Here is a 21,969-nt window from a genome sequence, read left to right on the forward strand (position 1 = left end):
AGGCAAGGTCACAGCCCTTTTTCGGGCTGCGACCGCGCCAGGGATCAGGCCGACGGCGCCTGCGAGATGACGGTGCGCTCGACCAGCCGGTCGTCGCCCAGCACGATCATCGAGAAGAGCAGTTCTTCGAGGTTGTTCGCGCGTTCAATCTTGCGCGCCAGCAGCGGCGTCGCCTTGGGGTTCAGCACGAGGAAGTCCGCCTCGCAACCCGGCTGCAGATTGCCGATCACGCCTTCCAGCCCCAGCGCGTGCGCCGCGCCGCCGGTATGCCGCCACCACAGCTGCGACGGTGGAATGCTCAGCCCCGGCTTGGTCTGGCCCTCGCGGCCGACGTAGTACGCGGCCAGCATGGTCCTGAAGGGGCTGAAGCTGGTGCCGCCGCCCACGTCGCTCGCCAGGCCGTATTCGCAGCCGATGCGGTCGGCACCCTCGAAGTCGAAGAAGCCGCTGCCGAGGAACAGGTTGCTGGTCGGGCTCACCGCGGCGGCGGTACCGGTTTCGCGCATCAGCAGGCGGTCGGTGTCGTCGAAGTGGATGCAGTGCGCGTAGACGGCCCGCTCCCGCATCAGGCCGAAGCCGGTGTAGACATCGAGGTACGAGCGCGCGCCCGGAAACAGCTCGCGCGCCCACTTCACCTCGTCCTTGTTCTCGGCCACGTGCGAATGGATCCAGGTGTCCGGGTACTTCGCCGCCAGTTCGCCGGCGCCGCGCAGCTGGGCGTCGGTGCTCGTGGGCGCGAAACGCGGGGTGATCGCATAGCCCAGGCGGTCGACGTCGTGCCACTGCCGGATCAGCGCCTCGGTGTCGATCAGGCTCTGTTCAGTCTTGTCGCGTACACCGTCGGGCGAATGACGATCCTGCAAGACCTTGCCCGAAATCATCCGCAGCCCGCGACGCTGTGCCGACTCGAAAAAGGCCTGCACCGACTGCGGGTGCGAGGTCGCGAAGGTCAGCGAGGTGGTGACGCCGTTGCGCATCAGCTCGTCGAAGAAGACCTCCGCCACCTCGGCCGCATGGGCCGGCTCGGAAAAGCGCCCCTCGGCAGGGAAGGTGTAGTTCTCGAGCCAGGGCAGCAAGCCTGCGGACGGGGCACCGATGATGTCGGTCTGCGGAAAATGAATGTGCATGTCCACGAAGCCCGGTGCGATGATGCGCCCCGGCCAGTGGGTGACGGCCACGTCCGGATGGCGGGCGGCCACCGCGCCGTGGGGGCCGGCATCGATCACGCGCTGGCGGCCGGCTTCGTCGGGCCCGACCACGAGCAGGCCGTCTTCGTCGTACACCGGCTGGCCGGCGGCATCGAAACGCAATAGGGAGGCACGGTAGGCTTGCATGGACTCGGAGGGTAAGTCAGCGCAGCCGGTACGGAATGTGCGAGTACGTATGGACGCTATATGACAACCCGGCCGCCACGCCGGCCGTTTTGGGGCCGGGTCGCCGGTCGAACATAATTCCTTTTTACGCCAACACCAACATCGATGCCTTCCGAGACGCGAAACGCCTCGCTCCGTTCAACATGAAAGTGCTACTCATCGGGAACTACGTCCCCGACGGCCAGACCAGCATGCTGGCCTTCAAGCGCATCCTGGAACGCGAGCTGCCCCACGTGGGTTGCGAACTGCGCGTGCTCACGCCCCCCCGGCGCGTGCTGCACGTGCCCACCAGTTCCCGCCTGTGGAAATGGCTGGGCTATGTGGACAAGTTCATCCTCTTCCTGCCCACGCTGGCCCGCCAGTTGCGCTGGGCGGACGTGGTCCACGTGGCCGACCATTCCAACGGCATGTACATCCCGTGGGTCAAGAACAAGCCCAACGTGATCACCTGCCACGACGTCATCGCCGTCCAGGCCGCCAAGGGCATGGTCGACGGCTGGAACGTGGGCTGGACCGGCCGGCTGTTCCAACGGCTGATCGTCAAGGGCTTGGCCGCGGCCGACCTGGTGGCCTGCGTTTCCGACCTGACGAAGCGCGAGCTGCTGGGGCTGGGGCTGGCCGACAAGTCCCGTGTCACGGTGGTGCTCAACGGCCTCAACGACGACTTCCGGCCGGTGCCGGCCGAAGAGGCGCAGGCGCTCATCTCGCGCTTCGGCATCTCGACGCAAGACAAGTACCTGATGCACGTCGGCTGGGATCTGGCCCGCAAGAACCGCCGCAAGGTGCTGGAAACCTTCATCGCGCTGCAGGCCCGCGCCGCGGCCAGCGGCAAGCCCGCCCCGGTCGACCAGTTGCTCTTCGTCGGCCCGGAGCTGGTGCCCGAGATGGCCGAGCTGGCCCGCGAACACGGCGTGGCCGATCGGGTCAAGACGGTGATGGGCGTCACCCATGCCGAACTGCGCGCCCTGTACGCGAGTGCGACCGCCCTGCTCTTCCCGTCGCTGCAGGAAGGCTTCGGCTGGCCGGTCATCGAGGCCCAGGCCTGCGGCTGCCCGGTCATCACCTCGGACGTGGCGCCGATGAACGAGATCGGCGGCGAAGGCGCGGTCTACGCCGACCCCAACGATGCCGAGGCCATGGCCGCCGCCATCGAAGATGCCGCGCCGCGCTTCGAGCAGATGCGTGCGCAGGGCATCGAGAACGCCTCGCACTACACGGCGCAGCGCATGGCCTCGAATTACGTGGCCACCTACCGCCGCGTGCTCGACGAGCGGAAAACGAGCCGATGAAGCGGCTGCTGGGCCTGCTGGTCGTGCTGCTGCCCTGGTCGCTCAAGCGCCGCGCGCTGCGCCGCTTCTGGGGCTACCAGGTCGCGGACAACGCGCGCATCGGGCTGTCGTACGTGTTCCCGGGCGAGCTGGTGATGGACGAAGGCGCCACCATCGGCCACTTCAACGTCGCCATCCACCTGGGGCGGCTCGAATGCGGGGCGCATTCGGTCATCGACCGCTCGAACTGGATCACGGGCCACCCACCCGCCGGCGCGCACTTCACGCACCGCACCGGCCGCGACCCGACGCTCACGCTGGGCGCGCATGCGGCCATCACCAAGAAGCACATCATCGACTGCACCGACCGGGTCGACATCGGCGCATTCACCACCATCGCCGGCTACTACTCGCAGATCATCACGCACGGCATCAACGTGGTGGACAACCGGCAGGACTGCAAGCCGATCCGCATCGGCGCCTACTGCCTGGTGGGCACGCGCGTCACGGTGCTCGGTGGCGCGACGCTGCCCGACCGCTCGATGCTGGGCGCCGGGTCGGTGCTCAACAAGGCTCATGTCGAGCCCCACCAGGTGTACGCCGGCTCGCCGGCCGTGGCCGTGAAGCCCATCGACCCCCAGGCCGCCTACTTCCACCGCGACCGCGGCTTCGTGCACTGAGGCGCGGGGCCGGGCGCCTCAGCGCGGGATGCGCCCCTGCACGCCCTCGGCCAGCCAGTTCATCGACAGGATCTTGTCGTCGGGCAGCACTACGCCCTTGGCGATAACGACCCGGCCCTCGTTGTCACGCACGTCCTCGGCTGCCTGGAACACCTGCAGCTTGCCGCTCGCGATGTCGGCCTGGCGCGCCAGCACCTCGTCCTGCACGGCCTTCGGCACCTTGGGGCCGAAGTCGCCGACGCGGATCATTCCTTCCTTGACGCCGCCCCAGACTTTCGACGACTTCCAGCTGCCGTCGAGCACGGCCTTGGCGCGCTGGGCGTAATAGCCGCCCCACTGGTGGGTGACGGCGACGATCTGCGCATCAGGCGCCACCTTGCGCATGTCGGAGTGGTAGGCAATCGCCAGCTTGCCGCGCTCCTGCGCCGCCGCCATGACCGCGGTGGAGCCGGTGTGGAAGGCGATCACGTCCACGTCCTGGTTGAACAGCGTCATGGCCGCATCGCGCTCACGGGGCGGGTCGAACCAGGCGTCGAGCCACACCACCTTCACCTGCGCCTTCGGGTCGACCGAGCGCATGCCCAGCGTGAACGCGTTGATGCCCTGCAGCACCTCGGGGATGGGGAAGCCGGCCACGTAGCCGGCCACGTGCGTCTTCGTCATGCGCCCGGCCGCCACGCCGGCCAAATAGCGGCCCTGGTAGTAGCGCGCGTTCGCGGTGGCGACGTTGGGTGCTTCCTTGTAGCCGGTGATCGACTCGAACTTCACGTCGGGGAAGTCGCGCGCCACCTTGAGCGTGGGCTCCATGTAGCCGAAGCTCGGCGTGAAGATCAATTTGTTGCCCTGTTGCGCGAGGTCGCGGATCACGCGCTCGGCATCGGCGCCCTCAGGCACGTTTTCGACGAAGGTGGTCTTCACCTTGCCGCCGAGCGCTGCCTCGACGGCTTTGCGGCCGTCCTCATGCTGGCGCACCCAACCGGCATCGGTGATGGGCGCGACGTAGACGAAGCCGATCTTGAGCGGATCGGCCGCGGGCTTCGCGGGCTGGGAAAAAGACGGCGATATCCAACAACAAGCGGCCGCGAATGCGGCTGCGAGGTTTTTGTACATGGTGTTCCTCTACATGGCCCCGACAAAAAAATCGGCGCTGCGGGGCAGCAGCGCCGAGGCGGCATTTTAGCGGGCGCCTGTCGCACCGTTCCATCGCCGGCCGCGCGCCTCAGCCGAGCCGGATCAGCACCGACCCCGCCGTCGCAATCAGCACCGCCAGCGGCACGCGGCGGTCCAGCGGCTCCTTCAGGATCACGACCGCGATCACCGCGGCGAAGATCGCGCTCGTGTCGCGCAGCGCCGCGCCCAGGGCGATGGGCGCGTGCTGGAAGACCCAAAGGATGAGCAGGTACGACGCCATGGCCGCCACGCCTGCCGGCACGGCCTGCGGCCACTGGTCCGCGAGGCCGGCCAGGCGTGCGCCCGCGCGACGCTGCAGCCAGGCGAAGGTGATGGCGTTCACGACGGTGAGTGCCGCCCCGTAGGCCAGCGGCGACTGCGCCTGCCGCACGCCCTGCGCATCGCAGACCGCGTAGCCGGCCCCGAAGGCGCCCGCCGCCAGGATCCAGCCCAAGGCCGGCCGCTTCAACGCGCCTTCACGCCCGCCGCCCAGTGCCAGCATCAGCATGGCCGCGCTCACCAGGCCGACGCCGATGATGGCCAGCGGCGCCGGCTTCTCGCCCGCCACGGCCGCCGCCAGCGGCAGCACCAGCAGCACCGATGACGCCCGCGCCATCGGGTAGACCATGCCGAAGCCCGCATGCGAATAGCCGCGCAGCAAGGCCGCCACCGCGCCCATGTTCAGCGCCACCGAGGCGACGATCCAGGGCCAGGCGGCCAGTGGCGGCAGGCCGGCCCATGCCAGCATCGGCATGGCGATCAGCGCCGATACCGCCATCTGCGCCAGCATGGCCTGCGCCGGGTGGGGGTTGGCCTTGATCGCCGCGTTCCAGGCCGCGTGCAGCACGGCGCTCAGCAGCGCGGCGCCGACCATCAGTTTGTCCATGCGGGCTGTCGACCCTCAGCAGCCCGGCCGGCGCGCGGGCTTGCCCTTGCCACGGCTCGGCGAGCCGGCGGACGGGCGCGCGGGTGTGTTCATCGCTTCGAGTCTCCTTGCCGGCGACTGGGCGCCTGGCCGGCTCGCGATCTTAGGGGACGCGTGTTCCGCGCAGAGGCTGCTCGCACACCGGGTGCGGCATGCGCACCACGCCCCGATGCGAATCTGCAACGCCACCATGGCAGCAGTGACTTTGTTCACGCCATCGCCATGCGGCCGCAACGGCGCGGCAGTAGGATGCAGAAGCACAACGCTCTTCGGCGTTCGTTGGAATCGGGCAGGTCATGAAAGCGCGCATCGAACTGGGAGCACTCTTGTCGGCATCCGTCTTCGGCATCTGGCTGCCGGCCGAGGCGCAGACCACACGGCAGTCGGCAGCGCCGACCGCCGCCGAACAGCAGGAGGCCGACTGGCGGGTCATCGCCGCGCGCTGCGGGACCCCGGCCTTCGAGAAGGCCTTCTACAAGGAATCCCGCGCGGCCGTCAGCGCCGGACTCATCAATAAAAACCGCCCGCCGGCCGACGTCGAAAAATCGGTCGAAGCGCTGCGCCGCAGCCCCTTCGTGCTGGTGGCCAGCAACGCGGACTGCCCCAATCAGCTGGCCCAGCTCAAAGAGCTGCAGAAGAGCCGCCAGGGCCTGGTGCGAACCGGTCGCAACCGGCCCTGAGCGCCCGGCGGGCTCAGTCCCCGCCCGAGACGGTTTCCGTCGCCTTCGCCGTTTCGATTGCCTGCATCTCCTCGCACAGGATGGGCACGGCCAGGTTGCAGGCGTGGATGCCCATCACCGTCGTGAGCTGGATGACTTCCAGCACCTCCTCCGGTGTGGCGCCGAGCTTGAGCGCGTTCTTCATGTGCCGGCGCACGCCCGGCGCATAGAGATGCGTGGTGGCAGCGTTGATGGCCACCAGCACGAGTTCCTTGAACTTCGCCGGCAGCGGGCCGTTGCGGTGCGGAACGCTGCGAAAAGCCAGGTAGGCCTCCATGAACTCGGGATCGAGCTCGCGCAACTGGTCCCACAGTGGGTTCCAGTCGCCGCGCGCGATGTGGTCGTCGCAATGCGGCGTGGCCGTCTTGGTGTCGGTCGGGTTTGCGGTCATCGGATCGCTCCTGGCTACCACCGGCCCGCATCCGCGAGCAGCATCTCGGATGCCTTCTCGCCGATCATCAGCGCCGGTGCGTTGGTGTTCGACGACGCGATGGTCGGCATCACGGACGCATCCGCGACGCGCAAGCCCGCGATGCCGTGGACGCGCAGGCGCGAGTCGAGCACCGAGTCGGTGGAATCCCTCCCCATGCGGCAGGTGCCGACCGTGTGCCACGCCGTCTGGCCGCTTTCGCGGGCGTAATCCAGCAGGGCCCCGTCGGCGGTGGCGCCGGCGCCGGGCCGCTGCTCGGCGATCACCACCTTGCCGAGCGACTTCTGGTGCGCGATGCGGCGAACCAGCTTCAGCAGGTCGACCGTCGCGCGCCGATCGGCCTCCTCGGCCAGGTAGTTGGGCTGGATGCGCGGCGGCGCTTTCGGATCGGCGCTGGCGCAGTGGATGCTGCCGCGCGAGGCCGGATACAGCACGAAGCCGCCGATCGAAAAGCCGGACCACGGGTCGATGCCGGCACCCTTCGTGCGCGAGTAGCGGTCCTTCCCACTGATGTGGTACACGCGGATCATCACGTCCGGACGGCCGTTGGCCGATGCGGTGCGCGTGATGGCATGCGCTGTCGACGACGTATTGGCGAGCAGCCCCTTGCGCTGGAAGAGGTATTGCAGCGCGGTCTTCACCTTGACGTACGGGCTTCGCATCAGGTCGTTGATGGTTTCCGGCACGCTGGTGCGGTAGGTGCACCGCACCTGAAGGTGGTCGCTCATGTGCTCGCCGACCGACGGCAGGTCGCGCCGCACTTCGATGCCGAGCGCCTGCAGCCGCGCCGCATCGCCGATGCCCGACAGCTCGAGCAATTGCGGCGATTGAACGGCACCCGCACTGAGCACGACCTCGCAGCGCGCACGTGCGGTGTGCACGCGGCCTTCGTGTTCGAACTCGACGCCCACGCAGCGCTGGCCCTCGAGCAGCACGCGGTGAACGATCGCGCCGGTGCGCACCACCAGGTTGCTGCGCTGGCGTGCCGGCTTCAGGTACGCGACGGCGGCGCTCCAGCGGCGCCCGTTGTGGGCCGTCTGCTCGAGGTAGCGCACGCCTTCGTAGCTGACCGCGTTGTAGTCGGGCGTGCTTTCGATGCCCGCCTCGCCGCACGCGTGCACGAAGGCCTCGGAGATCGTGTCGCGCTCGCGCGCAGCGCGGTCGGTGATGCGCACCGGACCGTCGTGGCCACGCAGCGGGTTGTCGGTGAACGGATTGGATTCGAGCCGCTTGAAGTACGGCAACAGTTGCTCGAAGCGCCATCCCTCGATGCCACGGTCCGTCCAGCCGTCGTATTCGCGCGGGTCGCCCCACACGTAGGCCATGCCGTTCAGCGCGCTCGAACCACCGAGCACCTTGCCGCGCGGCCAGTAGATCGACTGGCCCTGCATCGAAGCCTGGGGTTCGGTCTGGAACTTCCAGGCATAGCGTTCGTCGGTGAGCAGCTTGCCCACGCCCAGCGGGATATGGATCCACATGTGGTTGTCCGCGCCGCCTCCTTCGAGCAGCAGCACGCGGTGCCTGCCGCTTTCGGTCAGTCGCGAGGCCAGCACGCAGCCGGCCGAACCCGCGCCGACCACGATGTAGTCGTAGGTTTCCACGGAAGATGGTTCACCGGTCATGCGGACTTGTCCCGGTGCTTGAACGAATCCCGGCGAAAGCTGTAGAGGGCGTTCGGGTCGACCTTCACGTCCACCACCGCGGGCCTGCCGCACGCCACCGCAGCGGCGACCGTGCCGGCGAGGTCCGCGGCGCGATCCACCCGGAAGCCCTTCGCGCCCCACAGTTCAGCCAGTTGATCGTAGGGCGGGTTCGGCACGTCGGCGCCGATGTAGCGCTCGCCGAAGAAGTCGCGCTGGTATGCTTTTTCCGCACCCCAGCAGCCGTTGTTCATGACGATGCAGACGGTGTTGATGCCGTGAGCGACCGCCGTGCCGATCTCCGACGCGGTCATGCCGAAGCCGCCATCGCCCATCAGGCTGATCACCGTGCGATCCGGCGTGGCGAGCTTCACTCCCAGGCCGCAGGCGTAAGAGAAACCGACCAGCCCGAAATCCAGCGGCGTGAAAAGAGCCGGCGGCTGGGCGTAGCGCAGTTTGTCGGTGGCCTGCAGGCACAGGGTGCCGGCATCCATGGTGTAGATGCAGTCGTCGGGCAGCACGTCTCTCAGCGTCTTGAAAAGGAAGCCGGGTTGCAGCGGGTCCGTCCCCTGTCCCGCGTCGACGTCCTGCTTTTCGAGAAAGGCCTTGCGCCGGTCCATGAACGTCGTGGCCCAGTCACCCGCCAGGCTGCCGTCATGGCCTCGGAGCGCCGCACCCAGATCGCGCGCCACCGCGCCTGCCTCGCCGAAGAGGCCGAGCGCGACCGGGAAGAAGCGCCCGATGGCCGTCGGCTCGTTCTCCACCTGGATGATCCGCGCGTTGCGGTTGAGGTTGTCGAACGAATAGAACGTGGTGTTGAAGCCCAGCCGCGTGCCGAGCGCGAGGATGACGTCGGCCGTGCGCGCGAGTTCGGACGCAACCACGTTGCCGCGCGGCCCCATCTGGCCCGCGTAAAGCGGGTGCGTACAGGGAATCGCGTCGCCGTGGCCTGGCGACGTGACGACTGGTGCGTTCAACATCTCGGCCAGCGCAAGCACCGCCGCATGGTGGCGCCCGTTCTTGACGCCGCCGCCGGCGAGGATCAACGGATTCTTCGCGCCGCGCAGCAAATCGGCTGCCTGCTCGATGGCTTCACGGCTCGCGGTGAACGACCCGTCGAAGTGCATGCTGCCGGCGCGCGCAGCGAAGTCGAACTCGGCGCTTTCTGCGAGCAGGTCGCGCGGCAGGTTCAGCAACACCGGCCCGCGACGCGGCGACAGCGCCGTACGAAAAGCCTCGCCCATCATCTCGGGAATGCGTGCGGTCTGCGTCAGCGTCCACGTCTTCTTGGTGACCGGACGGAAGAGCGCCTGCTGGTCGACCTCCTGGAATGCATCGCGGTACACGTGCGCCGACGACAGCGAGCCTGCCAGCGCGACCACGGGCGAATACGCCGCGTGCGCCTGGGCCAGCCCGGTGACCAGGTTGGTCGCGCCCGGCCCGTTCTGCCCGGCCAGGAAGACGCCCGCCGTGCCCTTGGCGCGTGCGTAGCCGTCGGCCATGTGCACGCCGGTGCGCTCGTCGCGCACGCCGATGAAGTCGATCGAGCGCGCGTCGTAGAGCGCATCGAAGATCTCCATGCCGGCCGAGCCGATGAGGCCGAAGACGTGGCCGGTCTTTTCGGCCTCGAGCGATTCGACGATGGCCTGGCCACCCGTCATTCTTTGCATGCTGGTTCTCCTATTCGGGCTGGATGCCGCTGGCCTGCACGAGGCGGGCGGTCTTCTTGATGTCTGCGGAAATCATCCGGTCGAAGTCGCCGAGCGTGAGCCGGGATGCGATGAGTCCCTGCGACTTGAGCTTGTCGGCAACCTCGGGCGTCTCCGTCACCTTGACGAACTGGGCCGCCAGCGATTCCATGATGGGCTTGGGCGTCTTCGACGACATCACCAGCGCGTACCAGATGCTCGAGTCGAAGCCGGGCACGCCCTGTTCGGCCACCGTCGGCACGTCGGGCATGGAGGGCGATCGCTGCGGACTGGTGACCGCGAGCGCACGCAGCCGTCCCGACTTGATGAAGGATTGCGCCAGCGCGATCGGTGGAAAGGCCGTGTCGAGCCGGCCGGCGACGACCTCGTTGACCGCCTCCTGCACGCCCTTGTACGGGATATGCAGCAACTCCACGCCTTCTTCCGCCGCGAAGTAGGCGCCGGTCAGGTGGGTGGCGGCGCCGACGCCGGCGGAGCCGTAGGTCATCTCCCGCGGCTTCTTCTTGGCCGCCGCCACGAATTCGGCCAGCGTCTTCGCGGGATGGTCGTCGCGCACCACGACGAGGCTGGGTGAAGACGCCAGCAAGGCCAGCCCCGAGAAGTCCTTTTCGGTGTCGTAGGGCAGCTTGAGCTTGAGCGCCGGATTCGCCGCGTGGGCCGACGACACGAAGAGCATCGTATGGCCGTCGGCCGGCTGGCTCAGCAACATCTGCGATGCGGACACGCCACCGGCGCCCGGCCGGTTTTCCACCACCACCGACTGCCCCAGCGGCAGCGCCAGCTTGTCGGCATAGATGCGCGCGATGATGTCGGTCAACGCGCCCGCCGTGAACGGCACGATGATGCGCACCGGCTTGGTGGGCATCCATGGTGAAGGCGACGGTGCCTGTTGCGATTGAGCCGTGCCCGGCAGCGACGCCCCGAGCCCGGCGGCGGCGAGCGCCGCGACGAAAGCGCGGCGCATGATCCTGTATTCCATCGGCAGTCTCCGAATGTATAAATGTCGACATTTAAATTGTAGGCATCGCAACGCGGTTCGGTCAACCCGCCTTCCCGCGTCGAGCCTGCCGGGCATCACGATGCCGCTGCCTAGAATCGAGCCGCCATGGACCCACGACTTTCCTCGCTGCAACTCACCCATACGCTGCCGCTGCAGGTTGCAGACCGAATCGGGCTGAGCATCGTCGAGGAATCGTTCGAGCCCGGCGAGCGCCTCAAGGAGACGGAGCTCGCAGAAACTTTCGGTGTGAGCCGCGCGACGATCCGCGAGGCGCTTCGCATTCTCGAAAGCCGCCGGCTCGTGACCATCCAGCCTCAACGGGGCGCGCAGGTGACACGTCTGTCTGCCAAGGAACTCGACGACTTCTTCGAGATCCGTGCCGTGTTGCTCGGCCATGGCAGCAGGCGCGCGGCAATGAACCGGTCCGACGACGAGGTGGCCGTGCTCCAGGCACGCCTGCAAGAGCTGGAAGCGCAGCGTGACGACCTCGACAACTACGTGCGCCTGAGCGGTGAACTCGTGTCCTACCTCATGCAGGTCTCGCGCAGCATCGCGCTCACGGCCTACATCGACGACTTCTCGCAGCGCATCGGGCGCTACGTGCGGCTCGGCCTCACCACGCCGCGCCGTCGCCAGCAATCGATCGCGACGTGGCGCAAGCTCATCAAGGCCATCGTGGCCCAGGACGGCGACCTCGCAGAAGCGATTCACCGCAACCTGGCGCTCGAGAATCGCCAGGCAGCGCTGACCGAGTTTGCCCGGCGGACGACGTCCGACAAGCCGAGCTAGCGCCTGCGGCCCGCCGCAGTCGCTCGCTTCGCCTGCGGCGCCTGAGCCTGGCGCATCTCCTCGAACCACTCGACCACGCAGCGCGCCTCGGGCGTCGCGGCCGGCGCGACGCCGTAGTAGTAGCGCGTGAGCGGCATGCGCAGTTCGGGCAGCCCCGCCTGCAGCCGCCGCGACGCCAGGTCGTTCGCGAGCAGCGAGGCCGGTGCCAAGGCCAATCCCAGCCCGTCGACCGCCGCCTGCATCACGAAGTGCAGGTGGTCGAACTGCAGGCGCCCGGCCGGCCGGGTGCGGGGCGCGCCGAAGCGCTTGCGCCAGTCGTCCCAGTCACCCTTGCGCGTCTTGGCCGACAGCAGCACGTGCGACGAGAGCGCGCGCAGGTCGGCCAGCGGCTGCGCGGCGAACAGCGAGGGCGCGCCGACCACCATGACCTCGTCTTCGAGGAAAGGATGCACCTGCATCGCTTGCGGCCAGCCTTCGAGCCCGCGACGCACCGCCACGTCGAAGCCCTCGATCTCCTGCGACGGCCAGCGCGTGCTGGTGACGACCTGGGGCTCGATGTCGGGGTAGCGCTCGACGAAGTCGGGCAGGCGCGGGATCAGCCAGCGCAGCGCGAAAGATGGCCGGACGTTGATGCGCACGGCGGCGCGCCCGGTGGCCGGCTTTGCAAGCGCGCGTGCGGCGGCGCCGATCTGCTCGATGGCGGGCTCGACCTCCGCGTAGAACTGCTGGCCCTCGGCCGTCAGCGCGACCTGGCGGATGCGCCGCTCGAAGAGCGGCACGCCCAGGAATTCCTCGAGCGCCTTGACCTGGCGGCTCACCGCGCTGTGCGTGACGTGCAGTTCGGCCGCCGCCCGCGTGAAGCTCAGTTGCCGCGCCGCCGCCACGAAGACTCGGACGGCGTTCAATGGCGGCTCGCGGGATGGCATGCGTGCGATTTTGTCACGCATGCCGCGGCAGGAATGTCGTTTGTCGAAGACGCGATGGCGGCGCACCATCGCGGCCTTCGATGCCTGCACCCTCTTCCCCGTCTTCCTCTCAGGCCGCCGTCACGGCGGACCGCCACTCGCGACACGCCGCCTTCGCGCTGGCGCTGGCCCTGCCGGCCGACACCGTGCTCTACCTGCTGCTGCCGATGTACGCCGAGCAGTTCGGCGTCACGCTGGCCGAAGCCGGCCTGCTGCTCGCCGCCAACCGCCTCGTTCGCATCGCCGGCTACGGCTACGTGGCGCGCTTCTACGCGCGCCGGGGTGACCGAGCCACGTCGCTGATCGCGGTCGCCGCGGCGGCCGTCTGCGCGCTCGGCTACGCCACGCTGTCGGGCTTCTGGGCCTTGATGCCGCTGCGCCTCCTGTGGGGCCTGTGCTTCGCCGCGCTCAACCTGTCGACGCAGGCGCTGGCCACGTCGGACCCGCTCGGCGCATCGCGCCGCAGCGGACGCTCGCGTGCCTTCATCGCCATGGGGCCGGTGCTCGCGCTGCCGCTGGGCGCCCTGCTCGCGCAGTGGGCCGGGCCGAGGCCGATCTTCTGGGTGCTGGGCGCCGTCGCACTGCTGGGTTTGGCGGCCGCACGCCGGCTGCCGGCCTTGCCGCATCCGCTGACATCGTCGCCAGGGCGCCGCTTCCATCGCCCCAACAGCCTCGACGCCTGGTCCTTCATGGAAGGCCTGACGCTCGACGGCCTCTTCATCGTCGGCCTGTCGTACCTGGGCCGCGACCTGCTGCCCGGCGGCGCCGTGGTGGTGGCTGGCCTGCTGATGGCGCTGCGCTACCTGGCGGAGATCATCCTGAGCCCCGCTGGCGGCCGCATGGCCGAGCGCTTCGGAGCCGAGCGCCTGCTGGTGTGGCTGTCGCTGTCGACGTCCGTGGCACTGGTGGGCTTCGGCGCGGGCTGGCTGTGGTCGTGCGCAGCGACCATCGTCGTGCTGCGCGCGCTGCAGATGCCGCTGCTGCCGCCCATCGTGATGCGGCGCACGCCGGGGCCGGGCCGCGTGCAGGCATTAGCCGCGCGCGCCGTGTGGCGCGACATCGGCGCCGGCGCCGGGCCGCTGCTGGCCGGGCTGCTGTTGCCGCTGGCCTCGCCGGCCTGGCTCTACGGCATTCCGGCCCTGCTGCTGGCCGTGGCCGCGCTGGCCTGCGCCCGCGCACCCTCTCATCCTGCGACAACCACCGAAGCGAGCGCACCATGATCCATCGACACACCATCGACACCCTCGGCCAGCTCGAGGCGCTGTACGGCAGCCCCGGCGAAGCATCGCTCAAGAAGGTGGCCGACCACCTCCACCCGCACTACCAGGCCATGATCGCGGCCTCGCCCTTCGCGGTGCTCGCCACCAGCAACGAGCACGTGCTCGACACCTCGCCGCGCGGCGATGCGCCCGGCTTCGTCGCGGTGCAGGACGACCGAACGCTGCTGCTGCCGGACCGCCGCGGCAACCAGCGCATCGACAGCCTGCGCAACATCGTGGCCGACCCGCGCGTGGCGCTGCTGTTCCTGATCCCCGGTGTCGGCGAAACGCTGCGGGTGAAGGGCCGCGCCCGCATCAGCATCGAGCCCGACCTGCTCGCACGCTTCGCGGTCGACGACAAGCCGCCGCAGTGCGTGATCGTCATCGCGGTCGAGGCGGTGTACTTCCAGTGCGCACGCGCGATCCAGCGGTCGAAGCTGTGGGCACCGGTCGCAGCCGATGCGCCACGCACGGTGCCCACGGCAGGCGCGATCCTGGCCGCACTCAGCGCGGGCACCTTCGACGGCGACACCTACGACCGCGAGCTGCCGCAGCGGCAGAAGAACACCCTCTACTGAGCGAACATTCCGCGCTCGCCTCGGGCGCCCTACTTCCTGGCCAGCGGAATCTGCAGGTTCGTCGGCCGGTTGGCTTCGGTATCGAAGCCGCGGCCGTCGATATTGCGCGCGCCCCAGAACAGCATGTCGCCCCGCAGGTAGACCAGGTCGTATTCCTTGAAGTTCGTGCCGGCCACCAGCCCGAAGGGGACGAAGGTCTTGCCGAAGATGCTCTGTGCCTGGCCGACTTGCCACGGGCCGTACCCTTGCGCAGCCACCTTGCCGAGCAGGTCCGCGAAAGCGGGATTCAACGGCGTCACCTCGTACGCGACATCCGCCACGAAGTCGACCTTCTGCGCGCCCTCTGCGACTGGGTGCGGTCCTTGCCACGCCATGTGGCCGCGAATGAAGATGCGTGCCAGGGGCACTGCGCCGTATGGGTCCGCCGAGTTGTCGATGGTCAGCTCGAACACGTCGCCTTCGAGGTATTTGAAGCTGCGCTTCAGGTAGAAGGGCTTGAGCGTGCCGTCGGGGTTCTTGACGGCACTGGGCCGGATTTCGGGTGCGATGCTCGCCCACTCTCCGGCGAGGCCCTGTTTGATCTGTTGCAGGCTCATAGAATTTCGTTCGGTTGGCGGCTGTGCTGAACGGCGCGCCGCATCGGGTGCCGTGGTGCACGCTGCGAGCGCGGCGGCCAGGACAAGCCAGCAAGGGATGACGATGCGCAAGGTTCACCTCTCTGATCCAGCGATACGGCGGGTGCCTCCGGCAGCCGGCGCCGAAGGCACGACGGGCAGTATCGCGACGGCGGCATGCGCGGCGCTATCCCGAATCGGCAAAACGGCGAGCCGCCCCGCACCCTCCATCGCATGACCGGCATGCCGATCCAGGTCGACGTGTTCGACGACTTCCACCTGCACGGCGCCTCCGCGCCCGAGTGGAACCAGCGCTACCTGCAGTTGTCGGCCGGCGCGATGCGCAGTTCGCTGACCGAAGCGAGCGCAGGCGACGTGCACGTGTTCCGCAAGTGGATGAGCGAGCGCGTGGTGCAGCAGGGCTGCCTGCCGCCCGGCAGCATCTGCTTCGCCTTGCTCAACGGCAGCGCGCAGGGCACGCCCCGGGTGCAGGGCGTCGAGTTGCGGGACGACCGGCTTTTCATCCTGCGTGGCGGCGAGGAGTTCACCATCCAGCGGCCCAGGGGCATGGAGCTTCTGGCCTTCACGTTCCGGACCGAGACCTTTCTGCAACTGCTCGACGAACGGCCGCTCCCCGCGCCGGCGCGGGCGCTGCTGTCCCGCCCGATCCTCGATGCACCACCGGATGCGACGCAGCAGCTGCGCGCGCACCTGCTCGACGCGCTTCGACGTTCGCAGGCTTTCGGCGGCGATGCCGCGACGCCCGACGCTCTGTTCGAATCGCTGCACGGCGTGCTGACGGACGCCGGCGGCGCACACGACACGGTAGGCAGCGCATCGGCCGGGTTCATCGTCGCGCAATGCCATCGCATCGTCGTTAACAGCAGCGGGGCTGCACCCAGCGTCGAAGCGCTGTGTCGACGGCTTCGCACCAGCCGCCGCAGCCTGCAGGACAGCTTCAGGCAGGTGGCCGACACGACGCCCGTGCACTACCTGCGTGGCCTTCGGCTCAACCTGGTCCGCAGCCGCCTGATGTCGACCACGGCCGCACAGCTGAGCGTCTCACAGGCGGCGACCGACCAGGGCTTCGAGCACCTCAGTCATTTCGCCGAGCGCTACAAGGCGCTGTTCGGGGAATTGCCGTCGGAGACATCGAGGATGGAAGCAGGAGGCCGCTCGAACCCGACTGGGTCGAGGATTGACCCCACACAAAAGAAAACTGTGGGGTAACCCGGCACGGTGCCACTGCTCAGGCCTTGCCGAACTCCGCAAAGCACGCGTCCAGCCGCTCCATCCACCGCGCCTTCGTCTCTCCATCCACGAAGCTTCCCTCGAAGCTGTTCGCGGCCAGTTGCCACGCCTGTTGCGCGCTGAGCCCCGTCGCCGCGAAGGTCTGAAGAAAGTTCTCGTTCATGTAGCCGCCGAAGTAGGCCGGGTCGTCCGAGTTGACGGTCGCGCACAGGCCGGCGTCGAGCAGCTGTCCCAGGTTGTGCTGCGCCAGGTCGGGGAAGACGCAGAGCTTCAGGTTGGACAGCGGGCACACGGTCAGTGGAATGCGTTCGTCGGCCAGGCGCTTCATCAGGGCCGGGTCCTTGGTGCTCTGCACGCCGTGGTCGATGCGCTCGACCTTGAGCACGTCGAGCGCGCTCCAGACGTAGGCAGGTGGGCCTTCTTCACCCGCATGGGCGACGAGGTGGAAGCCCAGCTCGCGGCAACGGGCGAAGACGCGCGCGAACTTTTCCGGCGGGTGGCCGACCTCGCTCGAATCGAGGCCGATGCCGATGAACTTGTCGCGGAAGGGCAGCGCCTGCTCCAAGGTCTCGAAGGCATCTTCTTCGCTCAGGTGGCGCAGGAAGCACAGGATCAGCGCAGCGCTCACGCCGAGCTTCGCCTTCGCGTCGACGCATGCACGGTGCAGGCCGTCGACGACCGTCTGCATGGCGACGCCGCGCGCCGTGTGGGTCTGCGGGTCGAAGAACATCTCGGTGTGCACCACGTTGTCGGCGGCGGCACGTTCGAGGTAGGCCCAGGCCATGTCGTAGAAGTCCTGCTCCTTCAGCAGCACGCTGGCGCCGGCGTAGTAGATGTCCAGGAAGCTCTGCAGGTCGGTGAAGGCATAGGCGCGGCGCAGGTCCTCCACGCTGGCGTAGGGAATGGTGACGCCGTTGCGCTGCGCGAGCGCGAAGATCAGCTCGGGCTCCAGCGAGCCCTCGATGTGCATGTGCAGCTCGGCCTTGGGCATGGCGGCCAGCAGCGCGGGCAGGCGCTCGGCGGAAATGGAAGAAAAGTCGGGGGTGGTCATCGTCAGCAAACTCCGAAGGTGATGCCGCGCGCCTTGAGGTGGCGGCGGTAGAAGGATGAAGCCTTGTCGGCAGCGGTGTGCAGCTCCGCGCCCAGGTCCAGCGGCAGGCAGCGCGGCCGCTGCGATTCGAGCACCGGCTTGTCTTGCAGAAAGATGGTGTCCTGGAAAGCGCGCAGCTGTGCATCGTCGCGCTCGAAGTCGGCCATGGCCAGCCGAAACCACACGCGGCTGTGCTCGGGCGACACGGGGCAGATGAAGAGCGCGATGAACTCGCGGTAGCCCTCGATGCCGACGCTCGCCGCATCGGGCACCTTGGTCAGCACGGCCGTGTAGGGCGCTGTGACTTCGTAGCGGTACTCCACCAGCGCGGGCGCCGTCGCGTTGATGCTCGACTGCGGCTGCCAGGCCTTGCAGCCGGTGGCCAGCAGGCCGTCGGGCGTGGCCTCGACGCGGTAGTCCTCGATGGCCGCGAACTCGCGCGCGCCGAGCCAGCCTTCGTGCACGAAGCCGAAGTGCGCCATGTCCAGAAAGTTTTCGACGAGGCGCGGCGCGCTGGTCTGCACTTCGTAGGGGCCGCAGTTGAGCTTGCGCAGCCGCGCGTCGTGCTCGGCCTCGAACACCGGCAGCGCATCGTCCTCGTCGCGTTGGCCGGCCAATCGCACCCACACCAGGCCATGCGCCTCGCGCGCCGCGTGCACGGTGGCGCGGTGCGTGGCCGGCGGCACGAAGCCGGGCAATGCCGGCACGTGGACGCTCTGGCCGCCCGCTGCGAAGCGCCAGCCGTGGTATGGGCATTCGAGCGCGGTGGCGCCTTCGCAGACACGGCCCAGGGACAGTTGCGCGCCGCGATGCGGACAGCGATCGGCCCAGGCTTGCACGTCGCCGAGGGCATCGCGCCAGAGCACGAGATCGTCGTCGAGCAAGCGCACGGCAAGCGGCATGCCCGCGACCTGCCCGGACTGCGCGACGGGATGCCAGTGTTGCTTCTCGATCATCGTGGGTGGTACAAGGAGAGGCGGGACGGGTCGAGAAGCCCATCGGCCGATCTGCCGACCGTAACTGGATGCCACCGGTTTGCCAAGCAACTAAAACTGTCGCCTAGCCCGCCGATAAGCCACGGATGGAGCCGACTGCTTTTCTGGCCACGCGCCACGACCCGTTGTTCGTCGCGGCATCGCTGCTGGTGGCGACCTTCGCGTCCTACGTGACGCTCGACCTCGCCCGGCGCGTCGCGCGCGGCGGCCGTGCGCGCCGCCTGTGGTGGCTCGGCGGCTCGCTCGCCATGGGCACGGGCATCTGGGCCATGCACTTCGTCGGCATGCTGGGCTTCGAAACAGGCCTGCCATTGGGCTACCGCTGGCAGCCCACGCTGTTGAGCTGGATCGCGGCCGTCGCCGCGGCCGCCGTCGCCCTGGGCATTGCGGCGCGCTCGCGGCTCACGCCCGCCCTTCTGCTGTGCGGCAGTGCCAGCATGGCGGCGGGCATCTGCACCATGCACTACCTGGGCATGCACGCGGTCGAGCTCGAACCGGGCATCGTGTGGCGGCCCGCGATGGTGGTCGCATCGATCGTCATCGCGTGGACCGCCTCCGCCGTCGCGCTCGGGCTGTTCTTCGTTCTTCGCACCCAGCGGGGCACGCGCCGCCTCAAGCTGCAGGTCGCCTCGGCGCTGGTGATGGGCGGCGCCATCGGCGGCATGCACTACACGGGCATGGGCGCGGCGCAGCTGCCGCTCGACTCCGTCTGCCTGAGTGCCGATGGCCTGGCCGGCCCGCCGCTGGCGGCGCTCGTGACGATCGCGACGCTCGTCATCCTGGCGGGTGCGCTGCTGCTGTCGGCCATCGACGCGATGGCGCAGGCCCGGGAATCGAAGCTCACGACGTCGCTGCACCAGGCCAACCAGGACCTGCGCGTGGCCAACGACGCACTGCAGCGCAAGGCCTTCGAAGACCCGCTGACCGGCCTGCCCAACCGCGCCCTGTTCGACGACCGGCTCGGCCACGCGGTGTCGCGGGTCGCGCGCACCGTGCGGGGCGGCAGCGCCGGCCGCGGGTCCGCCGGCGACCGGGTCGCGGTGCTGTTCGTCGACCTGGACGGCTTCAAGCCCGTCAACGATTCCTTCGGCCATGAAAAGGGCGACGCCGTGCTGCGCGAGATCGCCCAGCGCCTGCAGCACAGCGTGCGCGAGAGCGACACGCTCGCCCGGCTCGGCGGCGACGAGTTCGTGGTGATGATCGAGGCCCGCGATGCCGAGGTGGCGGCCCAGGCCTTGGCGCAGCGCATCATCGGCGGCTTGCGCAGGCTTATGAGCATGAATGGCCAGGACGTGGAGATGTCCTGTTCGATCGGCATCGCCGTGTTCCCCGACCACGACGACACGGGCCAGCGCCTGCTGGCCTGCGCCGACGCCGCCATGTACACCGCCAAGCGCGCAGGCGGCGGCACGTGGGTGGTGTACGACCGAAGCATGGCAGGCGACGCCACCGAGCAGCTGCTGATGCACCAGGCACTGCGCCACGCCATCGAGCGCAGCGAACTCGCGCTGCACTACCAGCCGAAGGTGAGCGCGAAAAACGGCCAGGTGCACGGCTTCGAGGCCTTGCTGCGCTGGCAGCATCCGCAGCGCGGGCCGGTGAGCCCGGGCATCTTCATTCCCTTGGCCGAACGATTCGGGCTGATCGGGACCATCGGCAACTGGGTGGTCGAAGAGGCCTGCAGGCAGTTGGCGCAATGGCAGGACGAGGGCGTCGACTGCCGCATCGCCGTCAACCTGTCGCCCTACCAACTGCGCCACCCGGGCCTGCCGATGCACATCCGCGACTGCCTGGAGCGCCACGGCGTGCATCCGTCGCGGCTGGTCTGCGAGATCACCGAAACCGCGCTCATGGAAACGCTCGGGGCGGAAAGCGACGTGCTCGACCAGATCTCCAAGCTCGGCGTGCGGCTGTCGATCGACGACTTCGGCACAGGCTACTCGAGCCTGGCCCACCTGCGCAGCATCCCGGCGCGCCAGCTCAAGATCGACCGCAGCTTCGTGGTCGACCTCGCGGTGGACTCGGACGCCCGCGCCGTGCTCGACGCCATCGTGCGGCTGGCCCATGCGCTGCGCATGGAGGTGGTCGCGGAAGGGGTGGAAACGCATGAGCAGCAGGTCGTGCTCACGCAACTGGGATGCGACGTCTTGCAAGGCTATTTCATCGCCCGGCCGATGCCGGCGGCGGCCGTCACCCCCTGGCTGCAGGCCTCGAAGGTGCGGGCGCTCGTGGACTGACTGCAAGCGCGCCCTCCGCGCGGCAATGCGCGGCAAGGCGCTGGAGAGCGCGCATGCGAACGTCTTACTTCTTGTCGCCAGGCACCTTGCCTTCCACGCCCTTGACGTAGAAGTTCACGCCCGACAGGAACTTGTCGTCGGCCACCGCGCCGGCCGCCACGAGTTCCTTGCCGTCCTGGCCGACGATCGGGCCCTTCCAGATCGAGAAGCTGCCGTCCTTCAGGCCCTTCTTGATCTCGTCGACCTTGGCCTTGGTCTCGGCCGGCACGTCTTCGGCGAGCGAGACGATGTCGATCGCGCCTTCCTTCACGCCCCACCAAGTCTGGCCGGTGGCCCACTTGCCGTCCAGCGCGTCTTGCACGGCCTTGGTGTAGTAGGGCGTCCAGTTGATGATGGCCGAGCCCAGGTGGGCCTTGGGGCCGTAGGCGGTCATGTCCGAATCCCAGCCGAAAGCGCGCTTGCCTTTTTCCTGCGCGGTCTTGAGCACGGCCGGCGAATCGGTGTTCTGGAACAGCACGTCGGCGCCGCCGTTGATCAGCGCGGTGGCAGCTTCGGTTTCCTTCGGTGGGCTGAACCATTCGTTGACCCACACCACCTTGGTGGTGATCTTCGGGTTGACCGACTGCGCGCCCATGGTGAAGGAGTTGATGTTGCGCAGCACTTCGGGAATCGGCACCGAGCCGACCACGCCCAGCGTGTTGCTCTTGGTCATGGCGCCGGCGATGACGCCGGCCATGTACGCGCCCTCGTAGGTGCGGCTGTCGTAGGTGCGCATGTTCTCGGCCGTCTTGTAGCCGGTGGCATGCTCGAACTTCACGTCCTTGCTGTCGTTCGCCACCTTGAGCATCGGCTCCATGTAGCCGAAGGTGGTGCCGAAGATCAGCTTGTTGCCCTGCCCCACCATGTCGCGGAACACGCGCTCGGCGTCGGCCGACTCAGGCACGCTTTCGACGAAGGTGGTCTTGATCTTGTCGCCGAATTCCTTCTCGATGGCCTTGCGGCCGTTGTCGTGCGCGAAGGACCAGCCGCCGTCTCCCACCGGGCCCACGTAGGCGAACGCGACGTTCAGCGGCGCGGCCGGTGCGGGCGCGGCGGCTGCAGGGGCCGGCGCGGGCGCGGCGGGCGCGGGGGCCGGCGCCTCTTCCTTCTTGCCGCAGCCGATCAGGGCCGCCGAGGCCACGGCGGACAGGGCAGCCAGCTTGAGCAGGGAACGCTTGTTCAGATCATTCATTGTTCGAATCCTCGAAGGAACGGGGTTGGCGGAAGAAAAAACCAGA

The 21,969-nt window shown here is 68.5% G+C and carries 20 protein-coding genes; 8 read left to right on the top strand and 12 right to left on the bottom strand.

Features of this window, described 5'->3' with window-relative positions; all coding sequences use genetic code 11:
• Positions 1-44: 44 nt before the first annotated feature.
• Positions 45-1,334: a guanine deaminase gene (gene guaD / locus B0W80_RS15870; protein ID WP_077000122.1), complete on the bottom strand. Its 1,290-nt coding sequence runs from the start codon at positions 1,332-1,334 to the stop codon at positions 45-47.
• Between the two features lie 182 nt (positions 1,335-1,516).
• Here guaD and B0W80_RS15875 point away from each other — a divergent pair, with 182 nt between their 5' ends.
• Both B0W80_RS15875 and B0W80_RS15880 read left to right on the top strand, forming a co-directional pair.
• On the top strand, positions 1,517-2,662 hold the full coding sequence (locus B0W80_RS15875) for a glycosyltransferase family 1 protein (RefSeq protein ID WP_077000123.1): 1,146 nt from the start codon (positions 1,517-1,519) through the stop codon (positions 2,660-2,662).
• Entirely contained in the window at positions 2,659-3,321 is a 663-nt protein-coding gene (locus B0W80_RS15880; RefSeq protein ID WP_077000124.1) for a hypothetical protein, read from the top strand. The genes B0W80_RS15875 and B0W80_RS15880 overlap by 4 nt, the downstream gene beginning before the upstream one ends.
• Before the next feature lie 18 nt (positions 3,322-3,339).
• On the opposite strand, the gene B0W80_RS15885 is transcribed toward B0W80_RS15880, so the two are convergent.
• Both B0W80_RS15885 and B0W80_RS15890 read right to left on the bottom strand, forming a co-directional pair.
• The gene (locus tag B0W80_RS15885; protein WP_077000125.1) at positions 3,340-4,431 is read right to left on the bottom strand and encodes a BMP family ABC transporter substrate-binding protein; all 1,092 of its coding nucleotides are present in this window, start codon (positions 4,429-4,431) and stop codon (positions 3,340-3,342) included.
• 109 nt (positions 4,432-4,540) lie between these two features.
• Positions 4,541-5,377 carry an EamA family transporter gene (locus B0W80_RS15890; RefSeq protein WP_077000126.1) on the bottom strand — a complete coding sequence of 279 codons (837 nt, stop codon included), beginning with the start codon at positions 5,375-5,377 and terminating at the stop codon, positions 4,541-4,543.
• 335 nt (positions 5,378-5,712) lie between these two features.
• Between B0W80_RS15890 and B0W80_RS15895 the strand changes: the two genes are divergently transcribed.
• Positions 5,713-6,096: a hypothetical protein gene (locus B0W80_RS15895; protein ID WP_077000127.1), complete on the top strand. Its 384-nt coding sequence runs from the start codon at positions 5,713-5,715 to the stop codon at positions 6,094-6,096.
• A 13-nt stretch (positions 6,097-6,109) separates the two neighbouring features.
• Here the strand turns inward: B0W80_RS15895 and B0W80_RS15900 are convergent, their stop codons facing one another.
• From B0W80_RS15900 to B0W80_RS15915, 4 genes are read right to left on the bottom strand one after another with little or no spacing between them, the layout of a single operon-like run.
• Positions 6,110-6,526: a carboxymuconolactone decarboxylase family protein gene (locus B0W80_RS15900; protein ID WP_077000128.1), complete on the bottom strand. Its 417-nt coding sequence runs from the start codon at positions 6,524-6,526 to the stop codon at positions 6,110-6,112.
• Between the two features lie 14 nt (positions 6,527-6,540).
• Positions 6,541-8,187, bottom strand: a complete 1,647-nt coding sequence (locus tag B0W80_RS15905; RefSeq protein ID WP_077000129.1) for a GMC family oxidoreductase — start codon at positions 8,185-8,187, stop codon at positions 6,541-6,543.
• Positions 8,184-9,875, bottom strand: coding sequence for a thiamine pyrophosphate-binding protein (locus tag B0W80_RS15910; RefSeq protein WP_077000130.1), 1,692 nt, complete (start codon positions 9,873-9,875; stop codon positions 8,184-8,186). Before B0W80_RS15910 ends, B0W80_RS15905 begins: the two co-directional genes overlap by 4 nt.
• Positions 9,876-9,885: 10 nt before the next feature.
• Positions 9,886-10,893 carry a tripartite tricarboxylate transporter substrate binding protein gene (locus tag B0W80_RS15915; RefSeq protein WP_077000131.1) on the bottom strand — a complete coding sequence of 336 codons (1,008 nt, stop codon included), beginning with the start codon at positions 10,891-10,893 and terminating at the stop codon, positions 9,886-9,888.
• Positions 10,894-11,019: 126 nt separating this feature from the next.
• Between B0W80_RS15915 and B0W80_RS15920 the strand changes: the two genes are divergently transcribed.
• The gene (locus tag B0W80_RS15920) at positions 11,020-11,703 is read left to right on the top strand and encodes a GntR family transcriptional regulator (RefSeq protein WP_077000132.1); all 684 of its coding nucleotides are present in this window, start codon (positions 11,020-11,022) and stop codon (positions 11,701-11,703) included.
• On the opposite strand, the gene B0W80_RS15925 is transcribed toward B0W80_RS15920, so the two are convergent.
• Positions 11,700-12,629 (bottom strand): LysR substrate-binding domain-containing protein, encoded by a 930-nt coding sequence (locus B0W80_RS15925; RefSeq protein ID WP_077000159.1) that lies wholly within the window; start codon positions 12,627-12,629, stop codon positions 11,700-11,702. The genes B0W80_RS15920 and B0W80_RS15925 overlap by 4 nt on opposite strands.
• 80 nt (positions 12,630-12,709) lie before the next feature.
• Between B0W80_RS15925 and B0W80_RS15930 the strand changes: the two genes are divergently transcribed.
• Both B0W80_RS15930 and B0W80_RS15935 read left to right on the top strand, forming a co-directional pair.
• Positions 12,710-13,888 carry an MFS transporter gene (locus B0W80_RS15930; RefSeq protein WP_077000133.1) on the top strand — a complete coding sequence of 393 codons (1,179 nt, stop codon included), beginning with the start codon at positions 12,710-12,712 and terminating at the stop codon, positions 13,886-13,888.
• Positions 13,885-14,505 carry a pyridoxamine 5'-phosphate oxidase family protein gene (locus tag B0W80_RS15935; protein ID WP_077000134.1) on the top strand — a complete coding sequence of 207 codons (621 nt, stop codon included), beginning with the start codon at positions 13,885-13,887 and terminating at the stop codon, positions 14,503-14,505. Before B0W80_RS15930 ends, B0W80_RS15935 begins: the two co-directional genes overlap by 4 nt.
• 29 nt (positions 14,506-14,534) lie before the next feature.
• Here the strand turns inward: B0W80_RS15935 and B0W80_RS15940 are convergent, their stop codons facing one another.
• On the bottom strand, positions 14,535-15,212 hold the full coding sequence (locus tag B0W80_RS15940) for a hypothetical protein (protein ID WP_256856595.1): 678 nt from the start codon (positions 15,210-15,212) through the stop codon (positions 14,535-14,537).
• 141 nt (positions 15,213-15,353) lie between these two features.
• Between B0W80_RS15940 and B0W80_RS15945 the strand changes: the two genes are divergently transcribed.
• Positions 15,354-16,349 carry a helix-turn-helix domain-containing protein gene (locus B0W80_RS15945; RefSeq protein WP_179106942.1) on the top strand — a complete coding sequence of 332 codons (996 nt, stop codon included), beginning with the start codon at positions 15,354-15,356 and terminating at the stop codon, positions 16,347-16,349.
• A gap of 19 nt (positions 16,350-16,368) precedes the next feature.
• On the opposite strand, the gene B0W80_RS15950 is transcribed toward B0W80_RS15945, so the two are convergent.
• Together B0W80_RS15950 and B0W80_RS15955 are read right to left on the bottom strand one after the other, a co-directional pair.
• Complete coding sequence (locus B0W80_RS15950) at positions 16,369-17,421, bottom strand: adenosine deaminase (RefSeq protein ID WP_077000136.1); 1,053 nt, start codon at positions 17,419-17,421, stop codon at positions 16,369-16,371.
• Between the two features lie 2 nt (positions 17,422-17,423).
• Positions 17,424-18,416: an aromatic ring-hydroxylating dioxygenase subunit alpha gene (locus B0W80_RS15955; RefSeq protein ID WP_077000137.1), complete on the bottom strand. Its 993-nt coding sequence runs from the start codon at positions 18,414-18,416 to the stop codon at positions 17,424-17,426.
• A gap of 125 nt (positions 18,417-18,541) precedes the next feature.
• Here B0W80_RS15955 and B0W80_RS15960 point away from each other — a divergent pair, with 125 nt between their 5' ends.
• Entirely contained in the window at positions 18,542-20,692 is a 2,151-nt protein-coding gene (locus B0W80_RS15960; RefSeq protein ID WP_077000138.1) for a bifunctional diguanylate cyclase/phosphodiesterase, read from the top strand.
• Positions 20,693-20,756: 64 nt separating this feature from the next.
• Here B0W80_RS15960 and B0W80_RS15965 read toward each other — a convergent pair whose 3' ends face one another.
• Positions 20,757-21,923 (bottom strand): BMP family ABC transporter substrate-binding protein, encoded by a 1,167-nt coding sequence (locus tag B0W80_RS15965; protein ID WP_077000139.1) that lies wholly within the window; start codon positions 21,921-21,923, stop codon positions 20,757-20,759.
• Positions 21,924-21,969: the final 46 nt, after the last annotated feature.

The organism is Variovorax sp. KK3, assembly GCF_001984055.1.
Lineage (GTDB): Bacteria > Pseudomonadota > Gammaproteobacteria > Burkholderiales > Burkholderiaceae_C > Variovorax.

Excerpts from the sequence above, each read along its gene's own strand:
- guaD (WP_077000122.1), bottom strand. The coding sequence starts at position 1,334 with ATGCAAGCCTACCGTGCCTCCCTATTGCGTTTCGATGCCGCCGGCCAG.
- B0W80_RS15875 (WP_077000123.1), top strand. The coding sequence starts at position 1,517 with ATGAAAGTGCTACTCATCGGGAACTACGTCCCCGACGGCCAGACCAGC.
- B0W80_RS15880 (WP_077000124.1), top strand. The coding sequence starts at position 2,659 with ATGAAGCGGCTGCTGGGCCTGCTGGTCGTGCTGCTGCCCTGGTCGCTC.
- B0W80_RS15885 (WP_077000125.1), bottom strand. The coding sequence starts at position 4,431 with ATGTACAAAAACCTCGCAGCCGCATTCGCGGCCGCTTGTTGTTGGATA.
- B0W80_RS15890 (WP_077000126.1), bottom strand. The coding sequence starts at position 5,377 with ATGGACAAACTGATGGTCGGCGCCGCGCTGCTGAGCGCCGTGCTGCAC.
- B0W80_RS15895 (WP_077000127.1), top strand. The coding sequence starts at position 5,713 with ATGAAAGCGCGCATCGAACTGGGAGCACTCTTGTCGGCATCCGTCTTC.
- B0W80_RS15900 (WP_077000128.1), bottom strand. The coding sequence starts at position 6,526 with ATGACCGCAAACCCGACCGACACCAAGACGGCCACGCCGCATTGCGAC.
- B0W80_RS15905 (WP_077000129.1), bottom strand. The coding sequence starts at position 8,187 with ATGACCGGTGAACCATCTTCCGTGGAAACCTACGACTACATCGTGGTC.
- B0W80_RS15910 (WP_077000130.1), bottom strand. The coding sequence starts at position 9,875 with ATGCAAAGAATGACGGGTGGCCAGGCCATCGTCGAATCGCTCGAGGCC.
- B0W80_RS15915 (WP_077000131.1), bottom strand. The coding sequence starts at position 10,893 with ATGGAATACAGGATCATGCGCCGCGCTTTCGTCGCGGCGCTCGCCGCC.
- B0W80_RS15920 (WP_077000132.1), top strand. The coding sequence starts at position 11,020 with ATGGACCCACGACTTTCCTCGCTGCAACTCACCCATACGCTGCCGCTG.
- B0W80_RS15925 (WP_077000159.1), bottom strand. The coding sequence starts at position 12,629 with ATGCCATCCCGCGAGCCGCCATTGAACGCCGTCCGAGTCTTCGTGGCG.
- B0W80_RS15930 (WP_077000133.1), top strand. The coding sequence starts at position 12,710 with ATGCCTGCACCCTCTTCCCCGTCTTCCTCTCAGGCCGCCGTCACGGCG.
- B0W80_RS15935 (WP_077000134.1), top strand. The coding sequence starts at position 13,885 with ATGATCCATCGACACACCATCGACACCCTCGGCCAGCTCGAGGCGCTG.
- B0W80_RS15945 (WP_179106942.1), top strand. The coding sequence starts at position 15,354 with ATGACCGGCATGCCGATCCAGGTCGACGTGTTCGACGACTTCCACCTG.
- B0W80_RS15950 (WP_077000136.1), bottom strand. The coding sequence starts at position 17,421 with ATGACCACCCCCGACTTTTCTTCCATTTCCGCCGAGCGCCTGCCCGCG.
- B0W80_RS15955 (WP_077000137.1), bottom strand. The coding sequence starts at position 18,416 with ATGATCGAGAAGCAACACTGGCATCCCGTCGCGCAGTCCGGGCAGGTC.
- B0W80_RS15960 (WP_077000138.1), top strand. The coding sequence starts at position 18,542 with ATGGAGCCGACTGCTTTTCTGGCCACGCGCCACGACCCGTTGTTCGTC.
- B0W80_RS15965 (WP_077000139.1), bottom strand. The coding sequence starts at position 21,923 with ATGAATGATCTGAACAAGCGTTCCCTGCTCAAGCTGGCTGCCCTGTCC.